The following is a 23,696-nucleotide window of genomic DNA, read 5'->3' as shown; positions in this document are numbered from 1 at the left end:
GCTTGCCCTGCCCCCTCATCCCCGCGCCCTCGCGCGTTTGCGCATCGCTTCGGCAAACCGGATGGCGGCGGCGACGGGACGGTAATGCTCAGGCTGGATTTCGCGGCCGATCTCGACCGTGGCAAAGAGGGCGCGGGCCGTGGGCGGATCCTGCCGGACGGGAACGCCATGTTCGGCAGCAAGGGCGCGAATCCGCAACGCCACCTCATCCACGCCCTTGGCCACGCAGATCGGGGCCTGCCGCCGCGCGCGATGCCATTTCAGGGCGACAGCATAATGCTGCGGGTTCACGATCACCACATCCGCCTTGGGAATATCCGCCAGCATCCGGTTCATCGCGATCTCCTGCGCCCTTTGGCGGCGTGTCGTGCGGGCCTGTGGATCACCTTCGGCCTCGCGCTGCTCCTCCACGAGATCCTGCCGGGACATGCGGTTGCGCACGCGGTGACGATGGGTCTGCCACAGGATGTCGACCAGCGCGAAGACGATCGCGATGCCAAGGATCAGGGCGATGAAGCGGGTCACGATGGCCAGCATCAGGGCGCTTCCCGGGCCGGGATCGAGCGTCGGGGCTGCCATGAGTTCGGCAAGTTCGGCGCGGAGCACGAAGGCGAGAAGGACAGAGACGAGGACCATCTTCGCCGCGCCCTTGAGGAAATCCATCATTCCTTCGGGGCCGAAGCGTTGTTTCGCCGTAGCGACCGGGTCGATCCGCGACAGCTTCGGGGCCAGATTCTCTGCCGTGAAAAGGATGCCCCGGCGCGCGATAAGGAAGGCGATCACGGGCAGCGCAGGAAGAAGGAACAGAGGCAGCAGGGGCAAGAGCATCGCATCGGCAAGGGACCGTGCGTCGATGCCGTCCGGACGATGGAGGGCGGTCATCCCTGCCTCGGCCGAGGCAAGGATGGAGCGGTTTTCCAGCGTCACCACCGCGATCAGGAAGCCGGCATACGCAGCGGCGGTCAGGGCGTCCTGCGACCTGGGGATCTGACCCTTCTTCCGGGCATCTTCGAGCCGCTTTTGCGTGGGTTCATGGGATTTTTCCTGCTCCTCGGATGCCACGGTCACTGCCCCGTGAACGGGAAGGCAAGGCGCAGGTCGAAAGCCGCAAGCCAAGCGGCAAGGATCAGAGGCGCGAAGAGGGCGGCGAGGACGAGACTGCCAAGGGCAAGCGCTGGCGCCCCGATGAAGGCCACCATCAATTGCGGCATGGCACGGTTCACCGCGCCCAGCGCGATATTCCACAGAATGCCGATAATGACGAAGGGCAGGGCAAGCGAGAAGGCGAGGGCCGTCGCACGCGACACCGCGGCACTACCCCAGATCAGGACGTCGCCCGCCGACGGGGCCCCGCCCGGCGGAAGCAGGTCGTAGGACAGGATGAAGAGGGCGCAAAGCTTGACATGCAGCCCCGACTCGAAGGCGAGGGCGATGGCGGCCATCGTCAACAGCGTGCCGAGTGCCGGTTGCGGTTCCGCCCCGGCCGAAGCGAAGAGTTGAGAGAGCGACATGGTTTGCGCAGCGACGGCAGCCGCCGTCTGCAGGCCAAGGATGAGGAGCCGGAGGGAAAGGCCAAGCAGCAAACCGATCACCACCTCTGCCCCTGCCGCGGTGACGGAGACGGTCGCATCGGCAAGCGAGGGTTGCGACGGCAGGACGATGGCCGTGAAGGCAAGGGCGATGGCCAACCGGATACGGGCGGGAATTCCCGTCTCGCCGAAGCCCGGCAGCACGGCCACCGCCGCGCCGACCCTCAGAAAGCACAGGACGGCGGGCCAGAAGCCGCCTTGTACCTGTTCGAGAAAGAGGGTCGCGAGGTCGATCACGCGGCCACCTGACCCAGTATGGCAGGACGCGCCTCCAACCCGATTTCCTCATAGGACAGGACGGGCATGGCGATGCCCCTTGCGGCAAGGACGGTGCGCAGGAACCTGCGGCGGCGGGCGGATGTCGCAAGGGCGGGGCTCGAGCCGGTTTCCGTGGCGCGCGACATGGTTTCGGAAATGGCATTGGCGAGTCGCGAGAAGAGTTCCGGCGGAAGGGCGACATCGCCGCCCGATTGCCCCGGACCGGCCTCGATCTGATACTGGGTGAAAGTCTTTTCCCAATCCGGCGCCAGTTGAAGCAGCGGGATGGTTCCATCCTCGCGTCGCAGATCGGCCGTGATCTGGAAGCCCAGCCTCTGCCGGACATGTTCGCAGACGGCCTCGGCCGAGGAGAGGGAGCGCACCTCGGCGATAGCTTCAAGGATCAGGGGGAGATTCCGGATCGATATCCGTTCCTCCAGCAGAAGGCGCAGCGTGGCCAGCAGCAATTCGTTCGGGACCTTCTCGGGGATCATCTCGTCAAGCAGCCTGCGGTTCATCTGGGCACGGGCGGGATCAGAGACGTTGACGAATTCGTCTAGCAAGCGACGCAGGCCCCGCAGGGATAGAAGGCGCGAGAGATTGGCGCGTATGGTTTCAAGAAGATGGGTCGAGAGGACCTCGGCTGGGGTGACGGTCGTCAGGCCGGAGATGGCTGCGCGATCCTGATCATCGGGCGCGATCCAGCGGGCCGGGGCACCGAAGACGGGTTCGCGGACATCGATGCCGGGCGGGGCATCGATGGCATTTCCCAGCAGGGCAAGCACGCGATCCGGAAGCAGCCGGTCACGCACCCGTTCCACCCCCTGTATGCGGATCCGGTATTGACCGGGGGGGAGGGCGGGTTCATCCGTCAGCCGGATTTCCGGCAGGATGAAGCCGTAGGTGGCGGCAATGTGATTGCGCATGTTGCCGACGCGACGATCCAGACCGGTGGCAGGATCAAGCGCCATGGCAACGAGATCGGAGGCGAATTCGACATGGATCTCGTCGAAGTCGAGCATATCGCCGATGGGCCGGGCCGGGGAAAGGCCGGTGGTTTCCGGGGGTGCCTCGGGTTCGGGTTTTACCTGAAGCCGCTGCCAGCCCAGCCATGCAAGGACCGCCGCTCCGGCAAGGAAGGGCAGCACGGGCATTCCGGGGACGGCGGCGAAGACCGCCAGAAGGATGGCCACGGCGATCAGGGCAGCCGGATAGCGGCCAAGCTGCGCGAAGAAGGACACATCCGCCGCCCCCTGCGCCCCGCCCCGCGCCATAAGGAGCGCCGCAGCCACCGAGATGATGACGGCCGGGATCTGCGTGACAAGGCCATCGCCCACGGTCAGGATCGCAAACGTCTCGAACGCGGCGGAAAGTGGCATGTCATGCACGAAGATGCCGACGGATATCCCGGCACAGAAGTTCAGCAGGGTGATGATCAGCCCTGCCACGGCATCGCCCTTAACGAATTTCGACGCACCGTCGAGGGAGCCGAAGAAGTTCGTCTCGGCCAGTTCGCGTTCGCGTCGTATCTTTGCCTCGTGATGGTCGATGGCCCCGGCGGCGACATCTGCGTCGATGGCAAGTTGCCGTCCGGGCAGGCCGTCAAGGGCGAATCGCGCGCCGACCTCGGCCATACGGCCAGCACCTTTGGTGATCACCAGGAAGTTCACGATCAGGATGACGACGAAGATGACGAGACCAAGGATGAGGTCGCCGCCCATGACGAATTCGGCGAAACCCTCGATCACGTGACCGGCGGCATCAGTTCCCTGATGCCCCTGTGAGATGATGAGTTTTGTCGAGGCGACGTTCAGCGAAAGCCGAAGGAGAAGCGAGGCAAGCAGGATGGTGGGAAAGGCCGAGAAGTCGAGCGGCCTTTCGATGAAGAGCGCGACGGAGAGCATCAGGATCGCGAGGGCGAAGGAGAGCGCGAGCCCGAGGTCGAGCATCCAGGACGGGATCGGCAGGACCATTACGGCGATCATCGCCATGAGGGCGAGCGCAAGCCCGACCGTCGGATTGATCAGGGCATTTGCGAGAGGATGCGCAAGGAATTGCCGCATCACGGGCCTCCAATCAGGGGAACCATCCCCTGCAAGGCAGGCATCACCGATCCGGTGCTTGCGGGATCACCCGAAACCAGAAGGGGAAACCGGTTGCGCCGCGCGGGGGGCGAACCGTCCTGCGGTGGGATGCCATCGGCCAACGCCTTCCGCACCTTCTGCACCCGCGCAAGATAGGCTGCACCCCTTTCCGCATCGCGGGAGTGATAGGCGGCGATGGCACCTTCCCAATCGTCGAAACGGGCGCGGAGATCGGTCAGATATCTCGCGGCGTAGAGAGCATTTTCATGCGGATCGAACATTGCCTCGAGCGAGGCGAATGCCTGCCTGTGCCAGCGCGTGTTGATCTGAAAGCAGCCGATATCGGCGGAGCCACCTGCGGAAAGGACATCCTCGGCGGCGGATCGCGCCGCGGCACCGGTTGCGAACCAGAACCCCTGACCCTGATGATTGATCGTCCATGGCCATGCCGTGCCGTTGCGCATCGTTTCGGTCAGGGCGATGGCACGCAGAATATCGACCGGGACACCCGTCGCCTGCGCTGCGTCGCGTGCAGCATCATCGCACAGGTGACGCTCGGCAAGGGCCGGTGGGGCGAAGAGAGACAGGGAAAGCAAGGCAAACGCCCGGATCATCTGGAATTTCTTTCCGCAGGTTCGATAAGGCGTTTCCGCCGACGCTTGCCTGTCTGGCGCAGAGACCTTTCGATTCCGTCAATGCGCGCTGCTCTTTCACGGATCCGGCAAGCTACCGAGAAGTGCCTCGACCGCGGCACGGGTTTGCGCGCTTTCGTCCGCCAGTGACCTGCCGCGGGCAAGTGGCGGCGAATCGGCTACCTCCGACGGATCGATCTTTCCGGCAAGTTCTTGCCAAGGTGCGGGCGCTTCTGGGCCGAGTTCTGCCCAGGACCGGGAGAGGATGGCCTTCCGATAGGCCGCGCCTTCTTCGGTCGGAAGGAGCACGGGGCGAGCGGACCACTTTGCCGCCTCTTGCGGAAAGCCTAGGGCCGCAAGGCGTTCGGCGATCTGGGTGCGGATGCCTTCAGCGAACGGGGTCGGGTCGGCACCGATGGCGTGCAGGAGGATGGCCTCATCTGGGCCCTTCGCGAGGAGCGACCACAGATCGCCCTGCGCAGTCGGAGCGGCGGGTAGCGCAGCGAAGGCCCTGTCGAATTGCCCGGACAAGGCGAGAGAAAGGACATGTGCGCGGGCGAGCGGGGAGATGCCTGTCGAATCGGAGGGTTCAGAGAGGAAAGCCTCAAGCGACTGGGCCACGGTCGGCGGCAGCGGGCGGGCCTCTGCGAGGTGCAGGTCGACGAGCGCGACCAGCGCCTCTGCCTGCGCGGGGCCCGGATCGGCAAGGACCTCCTCCAACATCGTCTGCGCCTGTGGTGCGGAACCGAGCGAATCGGCAAGCCGGGCCGCCGCGATCTGCTGCCGTGCGTCCGGTGGACCAGGAAGGCGCCCGAGCATGTCGTTCAGGGTGGATGCGGTCACACTGTCGTCGGCCTGCAGGAAACGATCGATCAGCGGCGGGCCGACGAGGCGACGAAGATGCGCGGGGAGAGAGGAAAAGGTGCGCAGCAGGGCCTTCTTGTCGACCTCTCGGTCGGGGAGTGTCGGATCGGCGAGGGTTGCCCAAAGGGCCGCCGGGCCGTCGCATCCCGCAAGGCCACGAAAAGCCCCCTGCGGATCGGGGTCTCCATCCAGAATGCGCCCGAGCGAAAGCCAGTAGAGGCGATCGGGGTGGTCGATGGGAAAGGCCGCCAGAAGGGCGCGCGCTTCGGCGCCGAAACCGAGGAAAAGGTGGAAACGCACCGCCCGCGCCACGGCCTCTTCCGTGGGTTGGTCGAATTCCCCCACCAGATCGGCCATGGCTGCGGCAAACTGGACGGAGACAGGCGCAGAAGTACCCCAATCCTCCAACTGGAGGGAGTCTGTGGCAGGGCAATCTGCCCCGGACGCGGCGATGCCGCGTGGAGGGGAGAGACCCGTTCTGGCATCCAGTGACGCACCAATGCGCAGGGTAGGGGCCGTGGGAGCAGGACGGGTGGATTGGGTGCCAGATGCAGGCGGGCGGGTGACAGGATCGATCAGCCCCTCGCTTGCGGCCCGGGCAAACCCCTCGAGGAGTTCGGCCTGAAGGGCCTGCATGGCCGGATCGGGCAGGGAAGGAAGCGCGGGGGTGGAAGGGGCCTGCGACAGTGCTGGACCCGATTCGTCGAGAGCAAGCCGGACCCAATCGAAAGCAGGCGCGACCGTCGGCCTTGGGCGCGGTCGAGGAGCTGCGGGCGGTGGCTCAACCACGGAAGCCGCCGTGTCGAGACGTTGTTCGAAGGCGGAGCCTGCCGGCGGCTGACCATCGCGCAGGTCGATCACGATGACGCCCGGCCGGAATTCGAAGGGAAGGGCGTGGCAGGCGCAGCCTAGGACGAGGCGCAGGCTTGAACCGTCGGGATCGACGGTGATGGAAGCGAGACGGTCACGCGGGATGCGGTCGAAGACGGAGCCGATTTCCCACCGCGGTATTCGTCCGGGAAGGCGGAAGGCATAGCCGTCATCGGTTGTGCCGAACTCCCATTCGGCACCCTGCGGAAGGGACAGCACCAGCCGGGTGAAGGTGTCATGTTCGCCGGTGGTGACCCGGATGGTCTGCGCGGCCGCCGGTGTGGCGAGGCAGATCAGGAAGAGAAGCCGGATGACGTGCCGCATGACCCTAGGCCGCCTCTGCCTTAAGGGAACGAAGCGCCTGTTCCAGATCGCCGAAATTGGGGCGTACGGGATGCGGCGTGTTCTGACGGCCGACCTCGATGCAGAGCGCCGGCGGATGGTTGTGCAGGCTGGCGACGAGAACCTCGCGGATCAGGCGGTAGAACTGGAATTCCTCATCCGCTACGGCCTTGAGGCGCGAGGCAAAGGGGCCCACGATGCCATAGGCCAGAAAGACGCCGAGGAAGGTGCCGACAAGTGCCCCTCCGATCATCTTTCCTAGAACCTCGGGTGGTTGGTCGATCGAGGCCATCGTCTTGATCACTCCCAAGACGGCCGCAACGATGCCGAGCGCGGGCAGGGCATCGGCGGTGGATTGCAGTGCATGGCTGGAATGCTGAGCATGATGCAGCGCCGCCTCCATCCGCTTGTCCAGCACATCTTCCACCTGATGGGGATCGTCATAGTTCATCGTGCGCGCGCGCAGGGTATCGCAGATGAGTTCGGTCGCGGTGTGATCGTCGCGGATGCGCGGATAGCGGGCGAAGATGGCGGAATTGCCCGGTCCTTCGATATGTTCCTCCAGTGCGACCGGATTCTCGCGCGCGAGGCGCAGGAGTTCGAACAGAAGGCAGAGGAGATCGCGGTAATCCTCGGGCCTCCATTTCGCGCCGCGAAAGACCTTTGGCAGGTCGTGCATCGTGTGTTTCACGGTCGCCTTGTCGTTCGAGAGAAGGAAGGCCCCCACCGCCGCGCCGCCGATCATGGCGAGTTCGAAGGGAAGGGCCTTGAGGATGATTCCCATCTTGCCACCGGCAGCCATGTAGCCGCCGAAAACCATGATGATGATCACGGCAATTCCGATGATCCCGAGCACCGGTTGTTCCTTTCATTCCGTAGGGGCGAGCGCGTTGCGTCCGGCAAGTAGTGCGGTGATGGCGAAGGCGGGTTCGGCCTCCATCCCGGCGAGTATCAGGGCCGCAGCTTCGGGTCGCATCCGGCCAAGGAAACCGGCTGCGAATTCAACGGGCATCGATGAGAGGAGACGCGCCGAATCAGTGGGCTTCATTGCCTCGTACATTGCGGTGAGGCGCGTGAGATCGCCCTCGGCGGCACCATCAGAGACATCGACCACGCGTTGCAGCTCTGCCTCGGCCGTCTGCAGTTCCTGCAGGCGCGCGGTGATTGCCGCCTCGGCCAGATCGAGTGCAGCGATTCGGTCCTCCAGCGCGGTTTCGCGCCGAGAGAGGAGCGATTCACGCTCTGACAGGGCCTGTGCCAGCGCGAGCGGGGGCGCGGGGCAGGTGGCGGGCGCTGTCTCTGGCGCGCCACCCTCAGGCAGGCTTGCCATGGCCTCACCGACGCCGAAGCCGATGCGGATCGCCCCGGAGGCGGCAAGGAACAGCGCGATGATCGTCAGGCTGCTGCGGGGAAAGCGTTTCATTCCGCGGCCTCCAGATCGCGGCGGCGGCGGACGAATCGCGGGCGGCGCACATGATCGTTGACTTCGGGCAAGTCGTGGACGGAGGCGAGCAGGAGGTCGAGCCTGCCTGCCGTCGCCTCGGCCCGCTGGACGAGCAGGGCAAGCTGGTCGGAGGAGCCGCTGGCCGTGCGGCGGGCAGTTTCCAGCGCCTGTGTCATCTCGTCCACCTGCTGGGACAGGACGGCAATAGCGCCGCCCATCCCGCTTTCGAGCGCGTTGAAGCGCTTCAGGCGCGACGAAAGGACATGACAATAAAACCCAGCGCCGAGTGCTCCACATGCGAGAAGGATGTCGGAAAGGATTTCCATCGGTTGCGCCCTCAGCCAAAGATGAATTCTGTGACCAGCAGGTCGCGCACGCGCCCTTCGCCGGTAACGATCTGGATCCGCCGCAGGAGTTGTGCCCGAACGCGGGCAAGTGCGCCGGCCTGCTGGAGCGAGGCCGGTTCCACCGCCCGCAGATAGCCGTTCAGGACATCGACGATTCGCGGCATGAGCACCTGCACCTCCTCTGCATGGGGGCGGACGACCTCGATCTGCGCGGTGAAGCGGAGATTTCCCTGCCCGCCCGATCCGGGGAGGGAAACTGTGACCGGTTCGATGGGAAGGAAGGCGATATCGGGCAGGTCCTTCGGCACCTCGGCCTGCGGGGCGGGGGCCTGGCCGCCGATCAGGCCGGAATGAGTGGCAAAGAAGCCTGCCCCCCCAAGGAGGACAGCCAGACCGATACCGATCAGCACGGGCATCATGCCGCGTTTCGGCTTGCCTTCCGCGGCGGGCGGGTCGGGTTCGGACATCGGCACCTCCATCCTTCTTGCGACCTCAAATTACCGCCTGCCCCCTAACCGATTGTTAAGTCCCACTGGTGCATCCTCTGCCTCGTGACAGAAGTCCGGGAGCGATTGGTGGCACAGCTCGTTTCATTGTGGTCCGCGTTGGATATGCGGCGACGAATCCTTGTGATTACGGCCAGTTTGGCCATGTTCGTAACGATTCTGCTGCTGGGGCGGATGGCGGCATCGCCGGGCATGGCGCTGCTCTACTCGGGTCTGGACGCGGCGGCCTCGGGCGAAGTGATCGCGGTGCTGGATGCGCGCGGGGTCCCTTATCGGATCGATGGCGATTCGATTCAGGTCCCCGCTGACCAGCGGGATGCCTTGCGGCTTTCGCTGGCGGCGGAGGGGCTGCCCGCGCAGGGGGGGGCGGGCTACGAACTGCTGGATTCGCTTTCAGGTTTCGGCACGACGGCCCAGATGTTCGATGCGGCCTGGAGCCGGGCAGTGGAGGGAGAACTCGTTCGGACGATCCTTGCGAATCCGCAGGTTCGGGCCGCGCGGGTACATATTGCGCGCGGAACGGACAGGCCCTTCTCGACCGCCGCCGAACCGAGCGCGAGCGTCTTCGTCACCTCGGTCGGGGGCACGACAGCGGATCAGGCCCGCGCCCTGAGACATCTGGTGGCGGCCGCGGTGACGGGGCTGCGACCTGACCGGGTGGAGGTCATCGATACGGTGAACGGATTGATTCCCGTGGAGGGTGCGGGACCGGCCTCCGGCGCTATGGCGGAACGCGGACAGGAGATCCGCCACAACATCGAGCGGCTTCTGGCGGCGCGGGTGGGGCCCGGACGGGCCGTGGTGGAAGTGGCCGTCGACTTCGTGACGGAGAGCGAACTCCTCTCCGAGCGGCGAATCGATCCGCAGGGTCGGGTGGTCGCCACGTCGGAGACGGAAACCGTCACGGGATCGGAGAGCGCTGGCGGAGGGGAAGTGACCGTCGCCTCCAACCTGCCCGACGGCGATGCCGGAGAGACGGAGGGAAACCGGTCGCGCAACGAGGAAAGCCGCGAACGGATCGACTATGAATTGAGCGAGACGCGCCGCGAGGTGACACGCGCGCCGGGCGATATCCGAAGGCTGAGCGTCGCCGTGCTGGTGGATGGCGTTCGCATTGCCGCCGAGGATGGCACGACGACATGGCAGGAACGTTCGGCAGAAGAGATGGCGGCCTTGCGCGAACTCGTCGCCTCGGCCGCCGGAATCGACGAGTCGCGCGGTGATGTTCTGACGTTGAAATCGCTGGAACTGCTGCCCGTGGTAGAGACTATGGAGGAAGCGGGAGGCGGGCTGGGTCTTGATCTGACACGGCTTGCCGGTCTGGCCATGCTGGGCGCGGTGGCGATTGCGATCGGGGTTTTCGTCCTGCGCCCGGCGCTGCGGCCTGCGCCGCGTCCTCTGGATGACAGCCTTCCCCTGCGGGATGGCCCGATCGGCCTGCCGCTGGCCGGGCCCGTGTTGACCGGCGAGATTGCAGACGGCTTCCCGGCTGCGGACCTGCCAATGATCGGGCCGGATGAACTGGACTCGGCGGTCGGCTTGAACGGCGATGATCCGGTGGCGCGGTTGCGCCGCCTGATCGGGGAGCGGCGTCAGGAATCGATGGAGATCATCAGAGTCTGGATGGATGCCGATGGAGGCAGGGCCTGATGCCGCCGCTGTCACTCGAGGATTTCGGGGAGCCCGTGCAGCCCGATCTGGCGGGCGGCCCTACTGCCATCGAAGCGGATGAGGAATTGCGCCTTTCCGCCTATGAGGAAGGGTATGGCGCCGGTTGGGAAGACGCGATCACCGCGCAGTCCGACGCGCGGGAAGAGCGCGAGGCAGAGGTCGCGCGACACCTGCAGGCGCTTGCCTTCGGCTATCATGAAGCGCGGCAACATTTGCTGCGCAGCATCGAGCCGCTGCTGCGGGAGATCGCCTCTTCCCTTCTGCCGCAGGTGGCGCGTCAGCTTCTGGCTCCGGCGATTGCAGAAGTGCTTTTGCCCTTGGCCGAGCGGCGGCTGGATGCGCCCATCCTGCTGCGAATCGCCCCCGGTTGTCGCGCGGCGGTGGAGCGGATGCTGGCAATCACTGCCGGGGACCTGCCCTTCGAGATCGTCGAGGACGTCAGCCTTTCGGGTGGACAGGCCCTTATCGATGCGGGGCATGCCGAATTGCGGGTGGATCTGGACGGCAGCGCCGCCGCCATCCTTGGACTGATAACCGATTTCTTCGACAGCAAGCCGACGGAGCAAAGCCATGCCGGATGACAACCCCTTCACTCAGGTTCCCATCGAGATCACTGTTTCCGTTGGCCGTGCCCGTCCGCTCGTCCGAGATCTGCTGCGACTGGATCGGGATGCCGTTCTGGTTCTGGACCGACGGGTGGATGATCCCGTGGAACTCTTCATCGGGGATCGGCTGATCGCACGGGGCGACCTGCGCGAGGCCGAGGACGGGTCGGGGCAGCTTGCCGTGAGACTGACCGAGGTTGCGGCCCCCGGGGGCGGGTTGTGACCTGCCCCTCTTGGCAAGGGCTGTTCCTCAGGTCCTCGCCGACCGGGGTAGGAGCCGCCCTCCTGATTGGTGCGGCAATCCTCTTCCTGACCGGTCCGGCGCAGGCGCAAGAGATGACACTGGATCTGGGGGACGGGCCGCTGCTTTCAACGCGGACGGTGCAGCTTTTCCTGTTGATCACGGTGATCAGCCTTGCGCCGGGGATTGCCGTGACGATCACCTGCTTTCCCTTCATCGTGACCGTCCTGTCCATCCTGCGGCAGGCGATCGGCTTGCAGCAATCACCGCCCAACATGCTCCTCGTGAGCCTCGCGCTGTTCCTGACATGGTTCATCATGGAACCGGTGTTCACCGAGGCATGGACGCTCGGGATCGAGCCCTTGAACCGAGGAGAGATGGATGCGATGCAGGCGATATCCGCCGCACTCGGACCATTCCGTGAGTTCATGGCGTCGCGGATGGACCCGGATACCTTCGCCGCGATGAGGGATCTGCGGCAGGATGCCGACCCATCCCTTCCCATCCGCGACGCGCCATTGTCGATCCTGATCCCGGCCTTCATGCTTTCAGAGGTGGCGCGGGCATTCCAGATCGGCTTCATGATTTTTCTGCCGTTCCTGATCATTGATCTGGTCGTCGCGGCAATCCTCATGGCGATGGGGATGATGATGGTGCCGCCAGCCATCGTGTCCCTTCCCTTCAAGCTGGCCTTTTTCGTGGTGGCGGATGGCTGGGCCCTGATCGCGGCGGCGCTTGTCCGAGGATATGGGTGATCGGCCGGTCCGACCTGCCGGCCCGCTAGTTCACCACGAGTTCGGCATGCAGCGCCCCGGCGGCATGTATGCTTTTCAGGATGTCGATCATGTCATGTGGCGCGACACCCAGCGCGTTCAGGCCAGCAACCACTTCGGAAAGCGAGGTGCCGGGGGGCAGTTCGGCCAGACCGGTGCCCGGCTCCTGTTCGATGGCCGCTTCTGTCCGAGGGACGAGGATCGTCTCCCCCTCGGCAAAGGGATTGGGCTGCGACACCATCGGCGTTTCCGTCACGCGCAGGGTAAGCCCGCCTTGCGCGACCGCAACGGCACTTATCCGAACATCGCGCCCCATGACGATCGTCCCGGAGCGTTGATCGACCACCACGCGGGCCCGAGTTTCCGCATCTACAGGCAGGGACTCGATCCGCCCGATCACATGCGCCGGCGAGGCCATGCGGGCCGCCGACAGGTTTATGGACACCGTTCCCGCATCCAGCATCGCGGCTATGGGACGACCAAACTCACGGTTTATGACGGTCTCGATCCGGCCCGCCGTCGTGAAATCCGGTGACCGAAGGGCAAGACGCAGGGCGGACAGCGCGGAGAAGTCGAAATCGACCTCACGCTCCACCCGCGCGCCGGAGGGGATCGTGCCAGAGGTCGGCACGCCCTGAACGACACGCGCGGCCTCCCCCTCGACCGAAGTTCCGCCCGCGATCAGGCCGCCCTGCGCTACGGCGTAGATTTCTCCATCCGCGCCGTTGAGCGGCGTCATGATCAGGGTGCCGCCCCGCAAGCTGGAGGCATCGCCGATGGCCGAAACGGAGACATCGATCCGTGAGCCCGCCCTTGCAAAGGGCGGCAAGGTCGCCGTGACGAAGACCGCGGCGACGTTGCGGGGGCGGAATTCCTCGCCCGCGACATTGGCGCCCAGCCGTTCGAGGAGGTTGGCCATGATCTCTTCGGTGAAGGGGGCGTTGCGCAGGCCGTCGCCCGTGCCGCTGAGACCAACCACCAGCCCATAGCCCACCAGATCATTGCCGCGCACGCCGTCGACCTCGACCAGATCCTTGATGCGGACGATGTCGGCGGCGGCAGGTTCGGCGAGGGCAAGGAGCAGGACGAAACGGACCCACATCAGACATATTCCGCAAGGCTGAGGCGCGAGAGGCGCGCAGTAAGGGTGTAGATGAGGTCGAGCCTTGCCTCGGTCTCTTGCAGACGGGTGGCGACGGTATAGCCATCGATGGAGATCAGGCCAGAACGGGCCTGTTGGAGGACCGATGCCTCGGCCGTTTGGCGAGTCTGGGCGTTCGACAGGCGTTCCTCGACCATGCCGAGGCGGGCCGAGAGCGCCACGCGATCATCGCGCGCTGCTATCAGGGACTCGCCTGCCAGTTGGGCCAGCGTCCGCTGTGCGGATGGATCGGAAGTGAATGCGGGTGAGGCCATCATCGCCCCGAGGAGAAGACCCTTGAGCGTGCTGCGCAGGGCGGGATCGGCTGCCGTCGCATCGAGGCGGATGGTCTGGCCGGGCGCGACCGGGACCTGCCGCACATCGCCATTGCCGCGATAGGCCTGCACGGCGAACCCTGCCGGATCAGCGAGCCAAATATCGAGGGCGGCTGCGATGTCGGCCGGAGCGGTGGCGGGGGCAACGACGGTGGCGACGAGGCCCAGCAGATCATCCGCGTCAGGAAGTGGGGTGGCATCGGTTGCGGTGCCGGAGAAGAGGCTTGTCCCTTCGACACGGGTGTTGAGGGCGGCGAGGACATCTTCCAGGGCGGCGCGCGAGCGTGCGCCCACGGTGGCGAGGCCGACTGTCTGGCCCGCCTGTGCCGTGATGAGAAGGTCGACAGTACGGTCGCCCGCAGCCCTGTTGACGCGGTCCAGCGCCGTCTGCATGGCGGCGGCGCGAAAGGCTCCTCGGTCTACGGCAGAGCGGAAGGCGGAATTCGCGGCAAGGCCTGCCTCGATCGAGGCAAGGGGCGCGAGATCGCCGCCAAGATGGCGATGGGTGTCGCTGGCGGTGCCTTTGGCGAGATCGGCACCAAGCGAGGCAAGGTCGCGATCCGCGGCGGCAGTCTGTCGGCGGAGCATGAGGTGACGCGCCATGTCGCCAAGGGATACTGTCGACATCTCAGATCTCCATCAGGGTTTGCAGGAGCCCATCGACGACCTGAAGGACCTTTGCATTGGCAGCATAGGCCTTTTCGATCTGCAGGAGATCCTGAAGCTCGTCATCAGTGTTGACGCCCGTTGCAGCCTCGGCCTCGAGCAGCGTGGAGGCACGGGCCTGGGCACGGGTTGTGTCGACCTCTGCCCCCAGTCTGGCGGCGGCGATGCGCTGGGTAAGGTCGGCAGCCTGTTCCGCCACGCTGCGCGGTGACGCGGCGATGAGGGCGCGATGCAAAGCCAGAAGACCCGCGCCATCCGAGATCGGGCCCGGGGCGACAGCGCCGAAACCATCACGCAGGAGGCGCAGGTCGCCGCCCTGACCCGGGTCGGCGAGGGAATTCACGGAAAGTCGCGAGGCGAAGCCGGTGAGGGCGGATGGGTTGGCGGCAGCACCGCCATCGGTGAAGAGGCCCGGCTGCCCTGCCGGGACCGTGGTATCGGCCGCTTGCAGCCGGAGCGCCAGGTTTTGCGCGAATTCGTCCAGCCCCTGCTGGGCATCGACAGTGATCCAGTCACGCATCAGGAAAGCGGCGCCGAGAGTTCCGCCCTCGACAAGGCTTTCGCGACCCATGGGAATTGGCCTACCGTCCAGAAGGAGACCTGACAGCGGCATCGTGGAAGAGGCGGTGATGACAGTCGTGGGTGTGAAGCCGAACTCTGCCGGGCGCCCGTCGAGAAGGACCGCACCATTCTGGGCGATGAGGGCGGGCCGGCCATCGGGGCGGTCCACCTCACGCAGGGGGATGATCCTTGCGACGCGATCCACCAGAATCTGGCGTTGATCCTGAAGGGAAGCCTCGTCACGCCCGGCAGCGCGGACTGCTACGATCTGCCGGTCGAGTTCGGCGATCTGGGTGAGCGAGATGTTCAGGGACTCGACGTCGGAGGCGATGCGGCGGTCCGCTTCGCCACGGATCTTCTGAATGGTGGCAGAGGTCTGGCGGATCCTGTCGGTGAGTGCCTGCGCCGTTTCAAGAACGGCGGCAAGAGAGGTGGGCGCGCCGGGAGAGGTGGAGGCCACAACCAATGCGGCGTCAAACACGTTGACGGCATCGGTCAGGCTACCGCCCTGCCCCACCTCTCCGAAGGCCTGTTCGATACGAAGCAGACGTGCCGAGAGGAAGTCCGCTGCGTCGGCGCCAGCCTGTGCCGAGCGGCGGTCGCCCGTCAGCATGGCATCCCCCTGACGGGTCACGCCAAGCACCTGCGGCCCAGAAGCGAAGGCGTTGGACTGCACCGCGAGGTCGCGCCGAACATAGCCAGCCGTGGCCACGTTCGCGATGTTCAGGGAAACCAGTTCGGCCCGGCGGGACAGGACGGAAAGACCCGCCGATGCGGCGTTCAGTGCGTTCGAGAGCGCCATGGCGATACCTTATCGCTTGATGTTGGTGGTTTCCTGCAACATTTCGTCCACGGTCTGGATGACCTTGGCGTTGGAGGCATAGGCCCGCTGCGTCTGGATCATCGCAGTCAGTTCGGCAGCGACATCGGTCGTCGATCCTTCGCGGGCGAAACCGGCGATGCGGCCTGTGGGCCCCGTGCCCGCAGTCCAAAGAAGGAAGGCGCCGGATTGCGGGGTGATCTGATAGGTCATGTCCGGCAGCGGGCGAAGGCCGTTCAGGTTGGGCACATCGACGAGCGGGATCTGATAAAGCTTGCGCGCATAGCCGGTGTCGAAGCTGGCGATAAGAAAGCCCTCTTCATCGACCTCCAGCCCGGTCATCGTGCCAATGGGAGAGCCATCCTTTGCGATGCCGACCGGCGAGAAGGTATCGTCCAGTTGGACGAGGCCATCGACGATGCCGGGTGCGCCGACCAGAATCTCGATAGGGCCCCCAGCCACATTGATCGTGACCTTGCCGCTGGCGGCATCATAGGTTCCGGCGGAACCCGGCGTCACCGAAAGGACGGAGCCGCCCGCACTGCGCGAATCGTCGAAGATGATGCTGAACTCTCCCACAAGAGCACCGGCCTGTGCGGAGTCGCGCACCTCCATCCGCCAGGTGTTCGAGGCGACGCCCGATGCTGGAACGGTGGGAATGAAAGTGACGGCGAGCGTTTCGGAAGTGCCCAGATTGCCGAAATACTCCACATTCAGGGGCAGGGACTGCCCGGATGCACCCACCATTGTTCCCGATGCAGGAAGGTTGACCCCAAGGGTCATGGAGGTGGTCGGATCACCGACCCTCTGGTTTCGGTCGACGCGGATGGGGGAAAGGCCGCTTTCAGAATCGCGGGCATAGATGGGCATGGAACCATCCGCATTGGCAGGCCAACCCAGCAGGACGAGACCGGATTCGGTGGTGAGGAACCCGTTCGCATCAAGGCGGAAGGCCCCGGTTCGCATGAGAGTCATCGTTGCGTCGACCTCGGGGCTGTTCAATCCAGCGATGGAGCGGACAGGCAGCATCCCGCGACCGGAGACCGCGATGTCGAGCGCGTTCCGGGTGGCAACGAGCGACCCTTCCTCGTCAATCAGGCGGGTCGTGGCGGACATGACGCCACCGGCGATGAAGCCGCCCCCGCCCTGCGATCCGCCGATCGTGAGCGCCTCGAAATCGGCGAAGGCGCGGCGATAGCCGAAGGTACTGGAATTGGCGATATTGTCGGAGATGGTCGCCAGCCGCGTTGCATTCGCATTCAGGCCTGCAACACCAGCGTTGAGTGAGGAGGAGATGGACATCAAGAGCGCCTTTCTGCAGCCAACATCGAGTCGGCTGCATCTTGCACCCAGAGGATTAAGCGCCTCCTAACCGTTCAAATACCATCTATCCGCCTCCATCGGGCCTTTGGTGACGGCGCAGGAGCGTGACCTCGATCCGGTTGTTCCGAAGGGCAGTGGGGTCGATGGTTACCGGGCGACGATCCGCATAGCCGGTCACGCGTTGCAGACGTAGGTCCTCCATCCCCTGCATGGCGAGGAGGCTGCGGACCGTCTCGGCACGCGCGGTGGACATGGCCCATGTCGGATCGTCGCGCAGGATCACGGGAAAGGCCCGAACATGGCCTGTGACGGCCACCTTGTTGGTGGCAAGGGCGGAGACCTCGACGATCATGGCAACGAGGTCGCGCAGGATCTGCCGCGGTTCGGCGGTATCGTCACGGAAGAGCGCGGCGCCCTCGACATCGAAAATCTCGATCACGAGGCCTTCGTCGGAGAGGCGCGTGACGACGTGGCGCAGCAGCCGGTCCGATACCATGCTTTCGCCGGTATAGGCGGAAAGCCGACGCTCCACCTCGCGCAGGATGGCCACTTCGGCGGCGATCTCGTCCGAGAGGGGGCCGCCTTCAGCGACGGAGCGCGTGGTCTGGAGGGCATCGGACGCAGAGGCCCCACTGCCGTTCAGGGCGAGCGTCTCTTCCGTCATGACATTGGTCCCACCGAAGGCACCATCCCCGCCGCCGGACACGCGATTGAGCGGGATTGTCGGATTGAAGTAATCCGCCAGACCCTTGCGCTGTTTCTCTGTCGTCGCGTTCAGAAGCCACATGAGCAGGAAGAAGGCCATCATCGCGGTGACGAAGTCGGCATAGGCCACCTTCCATGCACCGCCGTGGTGGCCACCACCACCGACGACCTTCTTGCGCTTGATGACGACTGGCGCGGCGTTCCCCCGCCCTGCCATGACAACACCCCGTTTTCACACCCGCGACCAGAATGGCAGAGCTTGGTGAAGGAAGGGCTAACAGATTGTATTGTATGAGTTTTTCAGAAGACCACGAAGCACGGGCCGGACAAAGAGGCCGATTGCCGCGTAATCGGCGCAGAAGCGGCGGGCATGTTGATAGGATAGCCCTGCATCGAGGCGGATCGGTTCATCCGGCGACAGGAATTCGAAGCGCGCGCGGGGCTGGCCCGTCCGCGCCGCAAGGAAATCGGCAAGGTCCTTGGTGAGCCAGCCGGCATAGCCGGTTAAGTGTAGGTCAAAGCGCTGGAAGGCGCGATCTACGGCGGTGAGACCACAGTCCTTGAAAAGGTCCATGACCCGCTCGGCCGGGCCGAGCCCCAGCCCAGACAGCACCGCACCCGACATGGGATCACCAGAAAGGCCAAGGCGGCGTTGGATCTGCGACAGGCCGTTCCCCTGTTCGGGTTGCAGGGGGCGTGTCGTGAAAATGTCAATGCAGGCGTGCCGGCGATCAAGGCGCTGCGCCACAAGGCCCCTGATCCGGCGCAGGCGAAGGTCGAGATTGGCGCAATCCGCCGCGGAAAGATCGGTGAGGAGCAGCCCGGACGGCAGCGCCAGTGATGCCAGGAGATCCGTGCGGGACCCACCGATGATCTGTTCCAGCTGCGCCACCGCCTTCTCGGGATCGGCCCAGTCGGCCACCCGAAGCGACAGGTCAAAGGATGGCGGATGCGCGGGGTCCGGCGGGTGGAGTTCAAGCTGCACCCCAAGCGCGGAAAGGATCGAGCGCAGGTGCAGCGCGCTTTGCCGCGACAGAGGGGCGGAGATGGGACCGGAAATCGCGCAAAGGCGATCTGCCGCCTCGGTCGGAGAAATGCCGAGCTTTGCGGCCAGCAAGGGTGCCGCAAGAGCGGCGTTTCGGCAGGCTGCAGAGAGGTGAAGCGTCACCAACCCCTCATGGTCATGATCTGCCTGCATGAAACCTTCGCAACCTTGCCTCTGGCCTGCCACCCTTACGGAGGGTTTGGGCAAGCTGGAGGCAAGGCTAGTTCACGACTGTGACAGTGTTAAGGACTTTCCGCGGCGCGGGACACGGTCACTCGGCCGATGAGCGCGCCCAAAGGTTGATGTCCTTCTCCTCGCTGATGCGGTCGATCTCGGCCAGTTCTTCGGGCGTGAAGTCCAGATTCTGGATCGCGCCCGCGCAATCGACGACCTGCTCGGGCTTCGACGCGCCGATCAGGGCGGTGGTGATGCCGTTGTTCCGCAGCACCCAAGCGATGGCCATCTGGGCGAGTGTCTGGCCCCGCTTTTGCGCCATGGCGTCAAGGGCACGGACGGAGGCCAGCGCGCGGTCTGTGATGGTGGCCGGGTCAAGGGATTTGCCCTGCGCGGCGCGGCTGCCTTGAGGGATGCCGTTGAGGTATTTCTTGGTGAGGATGCCTTGCGCCAGCGGAGTGAAGGCGATGGAGCCAAGGCCAAGGTCGGCCAGCGTGTCCTTCAGCCCATCGGTTTCCACCCAGCGGTTGAGGATGTTGTAGCTGGGCTGATGGATGATGAACGGGGTCTTGAGTTCCTTCAGGATCGCATAAGCCTCGCGCGTGCGTTGGCTGTTGTAGCTGGAGATGCCCACGTAAAGCGCGCGGCCCGAACGCACGATGTGATCGAGCGCGAGCATCGTTTCTTCGAGCGGGGTGTCGGGATCGAAACGGTGGGAATAGAAGATGTCGACATAGTCCAGCCCCATGCGTTTCAGGGACTGGTCGCAGGAGGCGATGACGTATTTCCGGCTTCCCCATTCACCATAGGGGCCGTCCCACATCAGGTAGCCGGCCTTGGACGAGATGATGAGTTCGTCGCGGTAATTGGCGAAGTCTGTCTTGAGGATTTCGCCGAAGGCCTCTTCGGCGCTTCCGGGGGGCGGGCCGTAGTTGTTGGCAAGATCGAAATGGGTGATGCCAAGGTCGAAGGCCGTGCGGCAGATGTCGCGTTTGGTATCATGGGGCGTGTCATGGCCGAAGTTGTGCCACAGGCCGAGAGAGATGGCTGGAAGTTTCAGGCCGGATTTTCCGCAATTGCGGTAGACCATTCTGGAATAGCGTTCGGCGGCGGGGGTGTAGGTCATGGCGTCCTCCGTAAAGCAAGGCGGCGGCGCTGGGGTTGCACCGCCGCCCGTTGGTTCGCAGTTTGATCAGATCAGATGAAGCGGTTCCAGAGGTTTTCCAGCCGCTCCTGCCGCCCGGATTTCGGTTCGGGGTTGAGGTTTCTGGCCGTGACGGCGGCGGCGGCATCCTCCAGCGAGCCGGAGAGCAGCGCCTTGGCCTCGGGCTTCTCCCATCCGGCGTAGCGGTCGGCGCGGGCTTTCTCCAACGCGCCATCCTCCAGCAGGGCGGCGGCGGCCTTGAGCGCGCGGGCGCAGGTGTCCATGCCGCCGACATGGGCGAGGATCAGGTCCTCCGGGTCCAGCGACTGGCGACGGATCTTGGCGTCGAAATTGGTGCCACCGGTGGTATAGCCGCCCGCGCGGAGGATTTCATAGAAGGCCAGCGCCTTTTCCGCATGGTTGTTCGGGAACTGGTCGGTGTCCCAGCCGGATTGGTAATCGTTCCGGTTCATGTCGATGGAGCCGAAGATGCCAAGCGAGGCGGCGAGGGCAATCTCATGCTCGAACGAATGGCCCGCGAGAATGGCGTGGCCCTGTTCGATGTTGACCTTGACCTCCTTCTCCAGCCCGAACTGCACAAGGAAGCCGTAAACGGTGGCCACGTCATAGTCATACTGGTGCTTCGACGGTTCCTGCGGCTTCGGTTCGATCAGGATCGCGCCTTTGAAGCCGATCTTGTGCTTGTATTCCACCACCTGTTGCAGGAAGCGGCCGGCATGTTCGCGCTCGGCCTTCAGGTCGGTGTTCAAGAGCGTCTCATAGCCTTCGCGCCCGCCCCAGAGGACGTAGTTCGCACCGCCCAGCTTGTGCGTGGCGTCCATGTTCGCCTTCACAGTGGCGGCGGCATAGGCGTAGACGTCGGGATCGGGGTTCGTCGCCGCGCCCGCCATCCAGCGGCGGTGGCTGAACATGTTGGCGGTGCCCCAGAGGAGCTGCGTCTTGTGCGCGGCCTGCTTCTGCCCGAGGTAATCCACCACCTCGTCCAGCGCGCGCTTGCTTTCCGCGAAACTCGCGCCTTCGGGGCGGATGTCGGCATCGTGGAAGCAGTAAAAGGGCACGTTCAGGATATCGAACATCTCGAAGGCCACATCGGCCTTGAGCTTTGCCAGCGCGAGGCTGTCGCCGAACCACGGACGGTCGAAGGTCTGGCCGCCGAAGGGGTCACCTCCCGGCCAGGCGAAGCTGTGCCAATAGGCGACGGCAAAGCGCATGTGTTCCTCCATGCGCTTGCCGAGGATCACCTCGTCCGGGTTGTAGTGCCGGAAGGCGAATTCGTTCGTGCTGGAAGGCCCCTCGTATTTGATCTGCGGGATGCCCTGGAAGAAGTCGGTCATTTCAGTCCTCGGATAGCGGATTGTGCGGCGCGATAGCGGGCGTGGCCCGCGTCGAATGCGCCAGTAAGCGCGCGGTCGGGATCGACCGTGCGGGCGATAGGGGGAAGCGTGGCGATTTCCGCGCCAGCGCCGGTGGCGGCCATGAGGGCGAGGCGGGCAGCGCCGAAGGCGCCACCGAAGTCGCCTGCGACGGGCAGGTGGACGGGGATGTCCAGCGCGGTCGCGATGGCCTTGAGCCAGTAGTCGGAACGTGAACCGCCGCCGACAGCGAGCAGGCGGTCGATCCGGGTTCCCGTGGCGGCCAGTGCGTCGCGGCTGTCGCGGATGGCAAAGGTGACGCCTTCCAGCACGGCCCGGGTGGCCGCGGCGCGGTCGGTCGCATGTTCGAGGCCGAGGAAGGCCCCGCGGATCGCCGCATCGTTCAGCGGCGTGCGTTCGCCACCCAGATAGGGCAGGAACAGGGTCTTGGATGGAGCCTTGAGGTCGCCCAGCGCACCGGTGAGGTTGGCGGCTGAGTCGCCGACAAGCCCCGCATACCAGTTCAGCGCATCGGTCGCGGCAAGGATGACGCCCATCTGGTGCCATGTGTTCGGCAAGGCGTGGCAGAAGGTATGCACCGCAGTTTCCGGCGCGGGCTGGTAGCCGTCATTCGCAGCGAACAGCACGCCCGAGGTGCCGAGCGACACGAAGGCATCGCCTGCCTTCACCACGCCGACCCCTACGCCGGAAGCCGCATTGTCGCCACCGCCGCCCGCGATGACCACATCCTTCGGCAGGCCCCAGCGTGAGGAGAGCGCGTCGCGGAGCTTGCCCGAAACCTCGGACCCCTCGACAAGGCGCGGCATGTGATCCCGCATCAGGCCCGTGGCGGAAAGGCAGTCGTCGGACCAGTCACGTTTGCCGGTATCCAGCCAGCTTGTCCCGGCGGCATCCGACATTTCGGCAACGTGTTCGCCGGTCAGCCAGAGGCGCAGATAGTCTTTCGGCAGCAGCACCCGCGCGACCTTTTCCCAGATGCGTGGTTCATGGCGTTTCACCCAGACGAGTTTCGGCGCAGTGAAGCCGGGGAAGACGATGTTGCCGGTCACGCGGCGGAACATCGGGTCGCCGTCCAGTTCCGCCGCCTCTTCATGGCTGCGGGTGTCGTTCCACAGGATGCAGGGGCGAAGCACCTCATCCGCCGCGTCCAGCAGGGTGGCGCCATGCATCTGCCCGGAAAGGCCGATGGCGCGGACCTTGGACAGGCCGTGTGACGACAGTGCATCCATCACTGCCTCAGCAGCCGCGATCCAATCCGCCGGGGATTGTTCGGACCACCCTTCATGCGGGCGGGAAACGGTGAGGGGGGCGCTGGCCTCGGCCAGCACCCCCTGCGCGTCGTCGATCAGCACGCCCTTGAGGCCAGACGTGCCGAGGTCAAGGCCGATATACATCACGCAGCCTTTGCCGGTTGCTTGCCAAGGATGATCATGCCGAGGATGTCTTCATCGGTGACTTCGTTCACGTTGACCGTACCGACGAGTTGACCATTCTTCATCACCGAGGCGCGGTCGCAAAGTTTCATGACGTTGTGGATGTCGTGTTCGATCAGGAAGATGCCCAGACCCTGCGCCTTCAATTCCTGGATCAGTTCGGACACCATCTGCGTCTCGTGCGGGCCGAGGGCGGCGGTGGGTTCGTCCATGATCAGGATCTTGGCATTGAAGTACACCGCCCGCGCGATGGCGACCGACTGGCGCTGACCGCCGGACAGGGCCGACACCGGCACGTTGAACTTGCGGAAGTTGGGGTTGAGCCGCGCCATGATCTTGCGCGTCTCGGCCTCCATCTTCGTTTCGTCGACGAAGCCGAAGCTGTTCACCAGCTCGCGCCCGAGAAAGAGGTTGGACGCGGCGTCGAGGTTATCTGCAAGGGCCAGCGTCTGATAGATCGTCTCGATGTTCTGTTCGCGGGCGTCGCGGGGATTGTTGATTTCCACCTTCTGGCCGTTGATCAGGATTTCGCCCGCGTCGGGCTGATAGGCGCCCGAGAGGCACTTGATCAGCGTCGACTTGCCCGCGCCGTTATGGCCGAGAAGACCGACCACCTCGCCGGGGTAGAGGTCGACGGTCACATGGTCGACCGCCTTGATCCCGCCGAAGGAGATCGAGATGTCGCGCATCTCGACGAGAGGGGTGCCGCGATTGGGATTGGTCATGGTA

At 64.9% G+C, this 23,696-nt stretch carries 23 protein-coding genes; 4 read left to right on the top strand and 19 right to left on the bottom strand.

The genetic code is table 11. The annotated features are described in order from the left end of the window. Positions 1–15 precede the first annotated feature (15 nt). From flhB to TabM4_RS19735, 9 genes are all read right to left on the bottom strand, one after another. Positions 16–1,068, bottom strand: coding sequence for a flagellar type III secretion system protein FlhB (flhB, locus tag TabM4_RS19775; protein ID WP_434616528.1), 1,053 nt, complete (start codon positions 1,066–1,068; stop codon positions 16–18). Next, positions 1,065–1,826, bottom strand: a complete 762-nt coding sequence (locus tag TabM4_RS19770) for a flagellar biosynthetic protein FliR (RefSeq protein WP_434616525.1) — start codon at positions 1,824–1,826, stop codon at positions 1,065–1,067. Before TabM4_RS19770 ends, flhB begins: the two co-directional genes overlap by 4 nt. After that, positions 1,823–3,910: a flagellar biosynthesis protein FlhA gene (locus TabM4_RS19765; protein ID WP_434616522.1), complete on the bottom strand. Its 2,088-nt coding sequence runs from the start codon at positions 3,908–3,910 to the stop codon at positions 1,823–1,825. Before TabM4_RS19765 ends, TabM4_RS19770 begins: the two co-directional genes overlap by 4 nt. Continuing rightward, positions 3,910–4,545, bottom strand: a complete 636-nt coding sequence (locus TabM4_RS19760; protein WP_434616519.1) for a lytic transglycosylase domain-containing protein — start codon at positions 4,543–4,545, stop codon at positions 3,910–3,912. The genes TabM4_RS19765 and TabM4_RS19760 overlap by 1 nt, the downstream gene beginning before the upstream one ends. Before the next feature lie 96 nt (positions 4,546–4,641). After that, positions 4,642–6,621: a hypothetical protein gene (locus tag TabM4_RS19755; RefSeq protein ID WP_434616517.1), complete on the bottom strand. Its 1,980-nt coding sequence runs from the start codon at positions 6,619–6,621 to the stop codon at positions 4,642–4,644. Positions 6,622–6,625: 4 nt separating this feature from the next. Beyond that, a complete protein-coding gene (gene motA / locus TabM4_RS19750) occupies positions 6,626–7,495 on the bottom strand; it encodes a flagellar motor stator protein MotA (RefSeq protein WP_434616514.1) in 870 nt (289 codons plus the stop codon). Between the two features lie 12 nt (positions 7,496–7,507). Further along, positions 7,508–8,062 (bottom strand): MotE family protein, encoded by a 555-nt coding sequence (locus tag TabM4_RS19745; RefSeq protein WP_434616511.1) that lies wholly within the window; start codon positions 8,060–8,062, stop codon positions 7,508–7,510. Continuing rightward, positions 8,059–8,409 carry a DUF6468 domain-containing protein gene (locus tag TabM4_RS19740; RefSeq protein ID WP_434616508.1) on the bottom strand — a complete coding sequence of 117 codons (351 nt, stop codon included), beginning with the start codon at positions 8,407–8,409 and terminating at the stop codon, positions 8,059–8,061. The genes TabM4_RS19745 and TabM4_RS19740 overlap by 4 nt, the downstream gene beginning before the upstream one ends. Positions 8,410–8,420: 11 nt before the next feature. Next, complete coding sequence (locus TabM4_RS19735) at positions 8,421–8,897, bottom strand: flagellar basal body-associated FliL family protein (RefSeq protein ID WP_434616505.1); 477 nt, start codon at positions 8,895–8,897, stop codon at positions 8,421–8,423. Positions 8,898–8,981: 84 nt separating this feature from the next. Between TabM4_RS19735 and fliF the strand changes: the two genes are divergently transcribed. The 4 genes from fliF (at position 8,982) to fliP (ending at position 12,208) form a co-directional block, all read left to right on the top strand. Next, the gene (gene fliF, locus TabM4_RS19730; RefSeq protein ID WP_434616502.1) at positions 8,982–10,586 is read left to right on the top strand and encodes a flagellar basal-body MS-ring/collar protein FliF; all 1,605 of its coding nucleotides are present in this window, start codon (positions 8,982–8,984) and stop codon (positions 10,584–10,586) included. Then, on the top strand, positions 10,586–11,188 hold the full coding sequence (locus TabM4_RS19725) for a flagellar biosynthesis protein (protein ID WP_434616500.1): 603 nt from the start codon (positions 10,586–10,588) through the stop codon (positions 11,186–11,188). The genes fliF and TabM4_RS19725 overlap by 1 nt, the downstream gene beginning before the upstream one ends. After that, the gene (locus TabM4_RS19720) at positions 11,178–11,435 is read left to right on the top strand and encodes a FliM/FliN family flagellar motor switch protein (protein ID WP_434616497.1); all 258 of its coding nucleotides are present in this window, start codon (positions 11,178–11,180) and stop codon (positions 11,433–11,435) included. Before TabM4_RS19725 ends, TabM4_RS19720 begins: the two co-directional genes overlap by 11 nt. A 113-nt stretch (positions 11,436–11,548) precedes the next feature. Further along, positions 11,549–12,208, top strand: a complete 660-nt coding sequence (gene fliP / locus TabM4_RS19715; protein WP_434616495.1) for a flagellar type III secretion system pore protein FliP — start codon at positions 11,549–11,551, stop codon at positions 12,206–12,208. A gap of 25 nt (positions 12,209–12,233) precedes the next feature. Here fliP and TabM4_RS19710 read toward each other — a convergent pair whose 3' ends face one another. The 10 genes from TabM4_RS19710 to TabM4_RS19665 all read right to left on the bottom strand — a co-directional run bounded on the left by TabM4_RS19710 (position 12,234) and on the right by TabM4_RS19665 (position 23,692). Further along, positions 12,234–13,328, bottom strand: coding sequence for a flagellar basal body P-ring protein FlgI (locus TabM4_RS19710; protein WP_434616492.1), 1,095 nt, complete (start codon positions 13,326–13,328; stop codon positions 12,234–12,236). Next, positions 13,328–14,329, bottom strand: coding sequence for a flagellin (locus tag TabM4_RS19705; RefSeq protein WP_434616489.1), 1,002 nt, complete (start codon positions 14,327–14,329; stop codon positions 13,328–13,330). The genes TabM4_RS19710 and TabM4_RS19705 overlap by 1 nt, the downstream gene beginning before the upstream one ends. A gap of 1 nt (position 14,330) precedes the next feature. Next, a complete protein-coding gene (flgK, locus tag TabM4_RS19700) occupies positions 14,331–15,731 on the bottom strand; it encodes a flagellar hook-associated protein FlgK (RefSeq protein ID WP_434616486.1) in 1,401 nt (466 codons plus the stop codon). Positions 15,732–15,740: 9 nt separating this feature from the next. Next, a complete protein-coding gene (locus TabM4_RS19695; protein ID WP_434616484.1) occupies positions 15,741–17,051 on the bottom strand; it encodes a flagellar hook protein FlgE in 1,311 nt (436 codons plus the stop codon). A gap of 85 nt (positions 17,052–17,136) precedes the next feature. Then, a complete protein-coding gene (locus tag TabM4_RS19690; RefSeq protein WP_434616482.1) occupies positions 17,137–17,994 on the bottom strand; it encodes a flagellar motor protein MotB in 858 nt (285 codons plus the stop codon). A gap of 57 nt (positions 17,995–18,051) precedes the next feature. Then, positions 18,052–18,975, bottom strand: coding sequence for a hypothetical protein (locus tag TabM4_RS19685; RefSeq protein WP_434616479.1), 924 nt, complete (start codon positions 18,973–18,975; stop codon positions 18,052–18,054). 118 nt (positions 18,976–19,093) lie between these two features. Beyond that, complete coding sequence (gene mgrA, locus TabM4_RS19680; protein WP_434616476.1) at positions 19,094–20,122, bottom strand: L-glyceraldehyde 3-phosphate reductase; 1,029 nt, start codon at positions 20,120–20,122, stop codon at positions 19,094–19,096. Between the two features lie 71 nt (positions 20,123–20,193). Then, positions 20,194–21,495 carry a xylose isomerase gene (gene xylA / locus TabM4_RS19675; RefSeq protein WP_434616473.1) on the bottom strand — a complete coding sequence of 434 codons (1,302 nt, stop codon included), beginning with the start codon at positions 21,493–21,495 and terminating at the stop codon, positions 20,194–20,196. Continuing rightward, positions 21,492–22,928, bottom strand: a complete 1,437-nt coding sequence (xylB, locus tag TabM4_RS19670; protein ID WP_434616470.1) for a xylulokinase — start codon at positions 22,926–22,928, stop codon at positions 21,492–21,494. Before xylB ends, xylA begins: the two co-directional genes overlap by 4 nt. Beyond that, on the bottom strand, positions 22,928–23,692 hold the full coding sequence (locus TabM4_RS19665) for an ATP-binding cassette domain-containing protein (protein WP_434616467.1): 765 nt from the start codon (positions 23,690–23,692) through the stop codon (positions 22,928–22,930). The genes xylB and TabM4_RS19665 overlap by 1 nt, the downstream gene beginning before the upstream one ends. Positions 23,693–23,696 lie beyond the last annotated feature (4 nt).

The organism is Tabrizicola sp. M-4, assembly GCF_051132405.1.
GTDB lineage: Bacteria > Pseudomonadota > Alphaproteobacteria > Rhodobacterales > Rhodobacteraceae > Paragemmobacter.
Note: the sequence above shows the minus strand (reverse complement) of the source record. Positions and strands in the feature narration are given on the sequence as shown.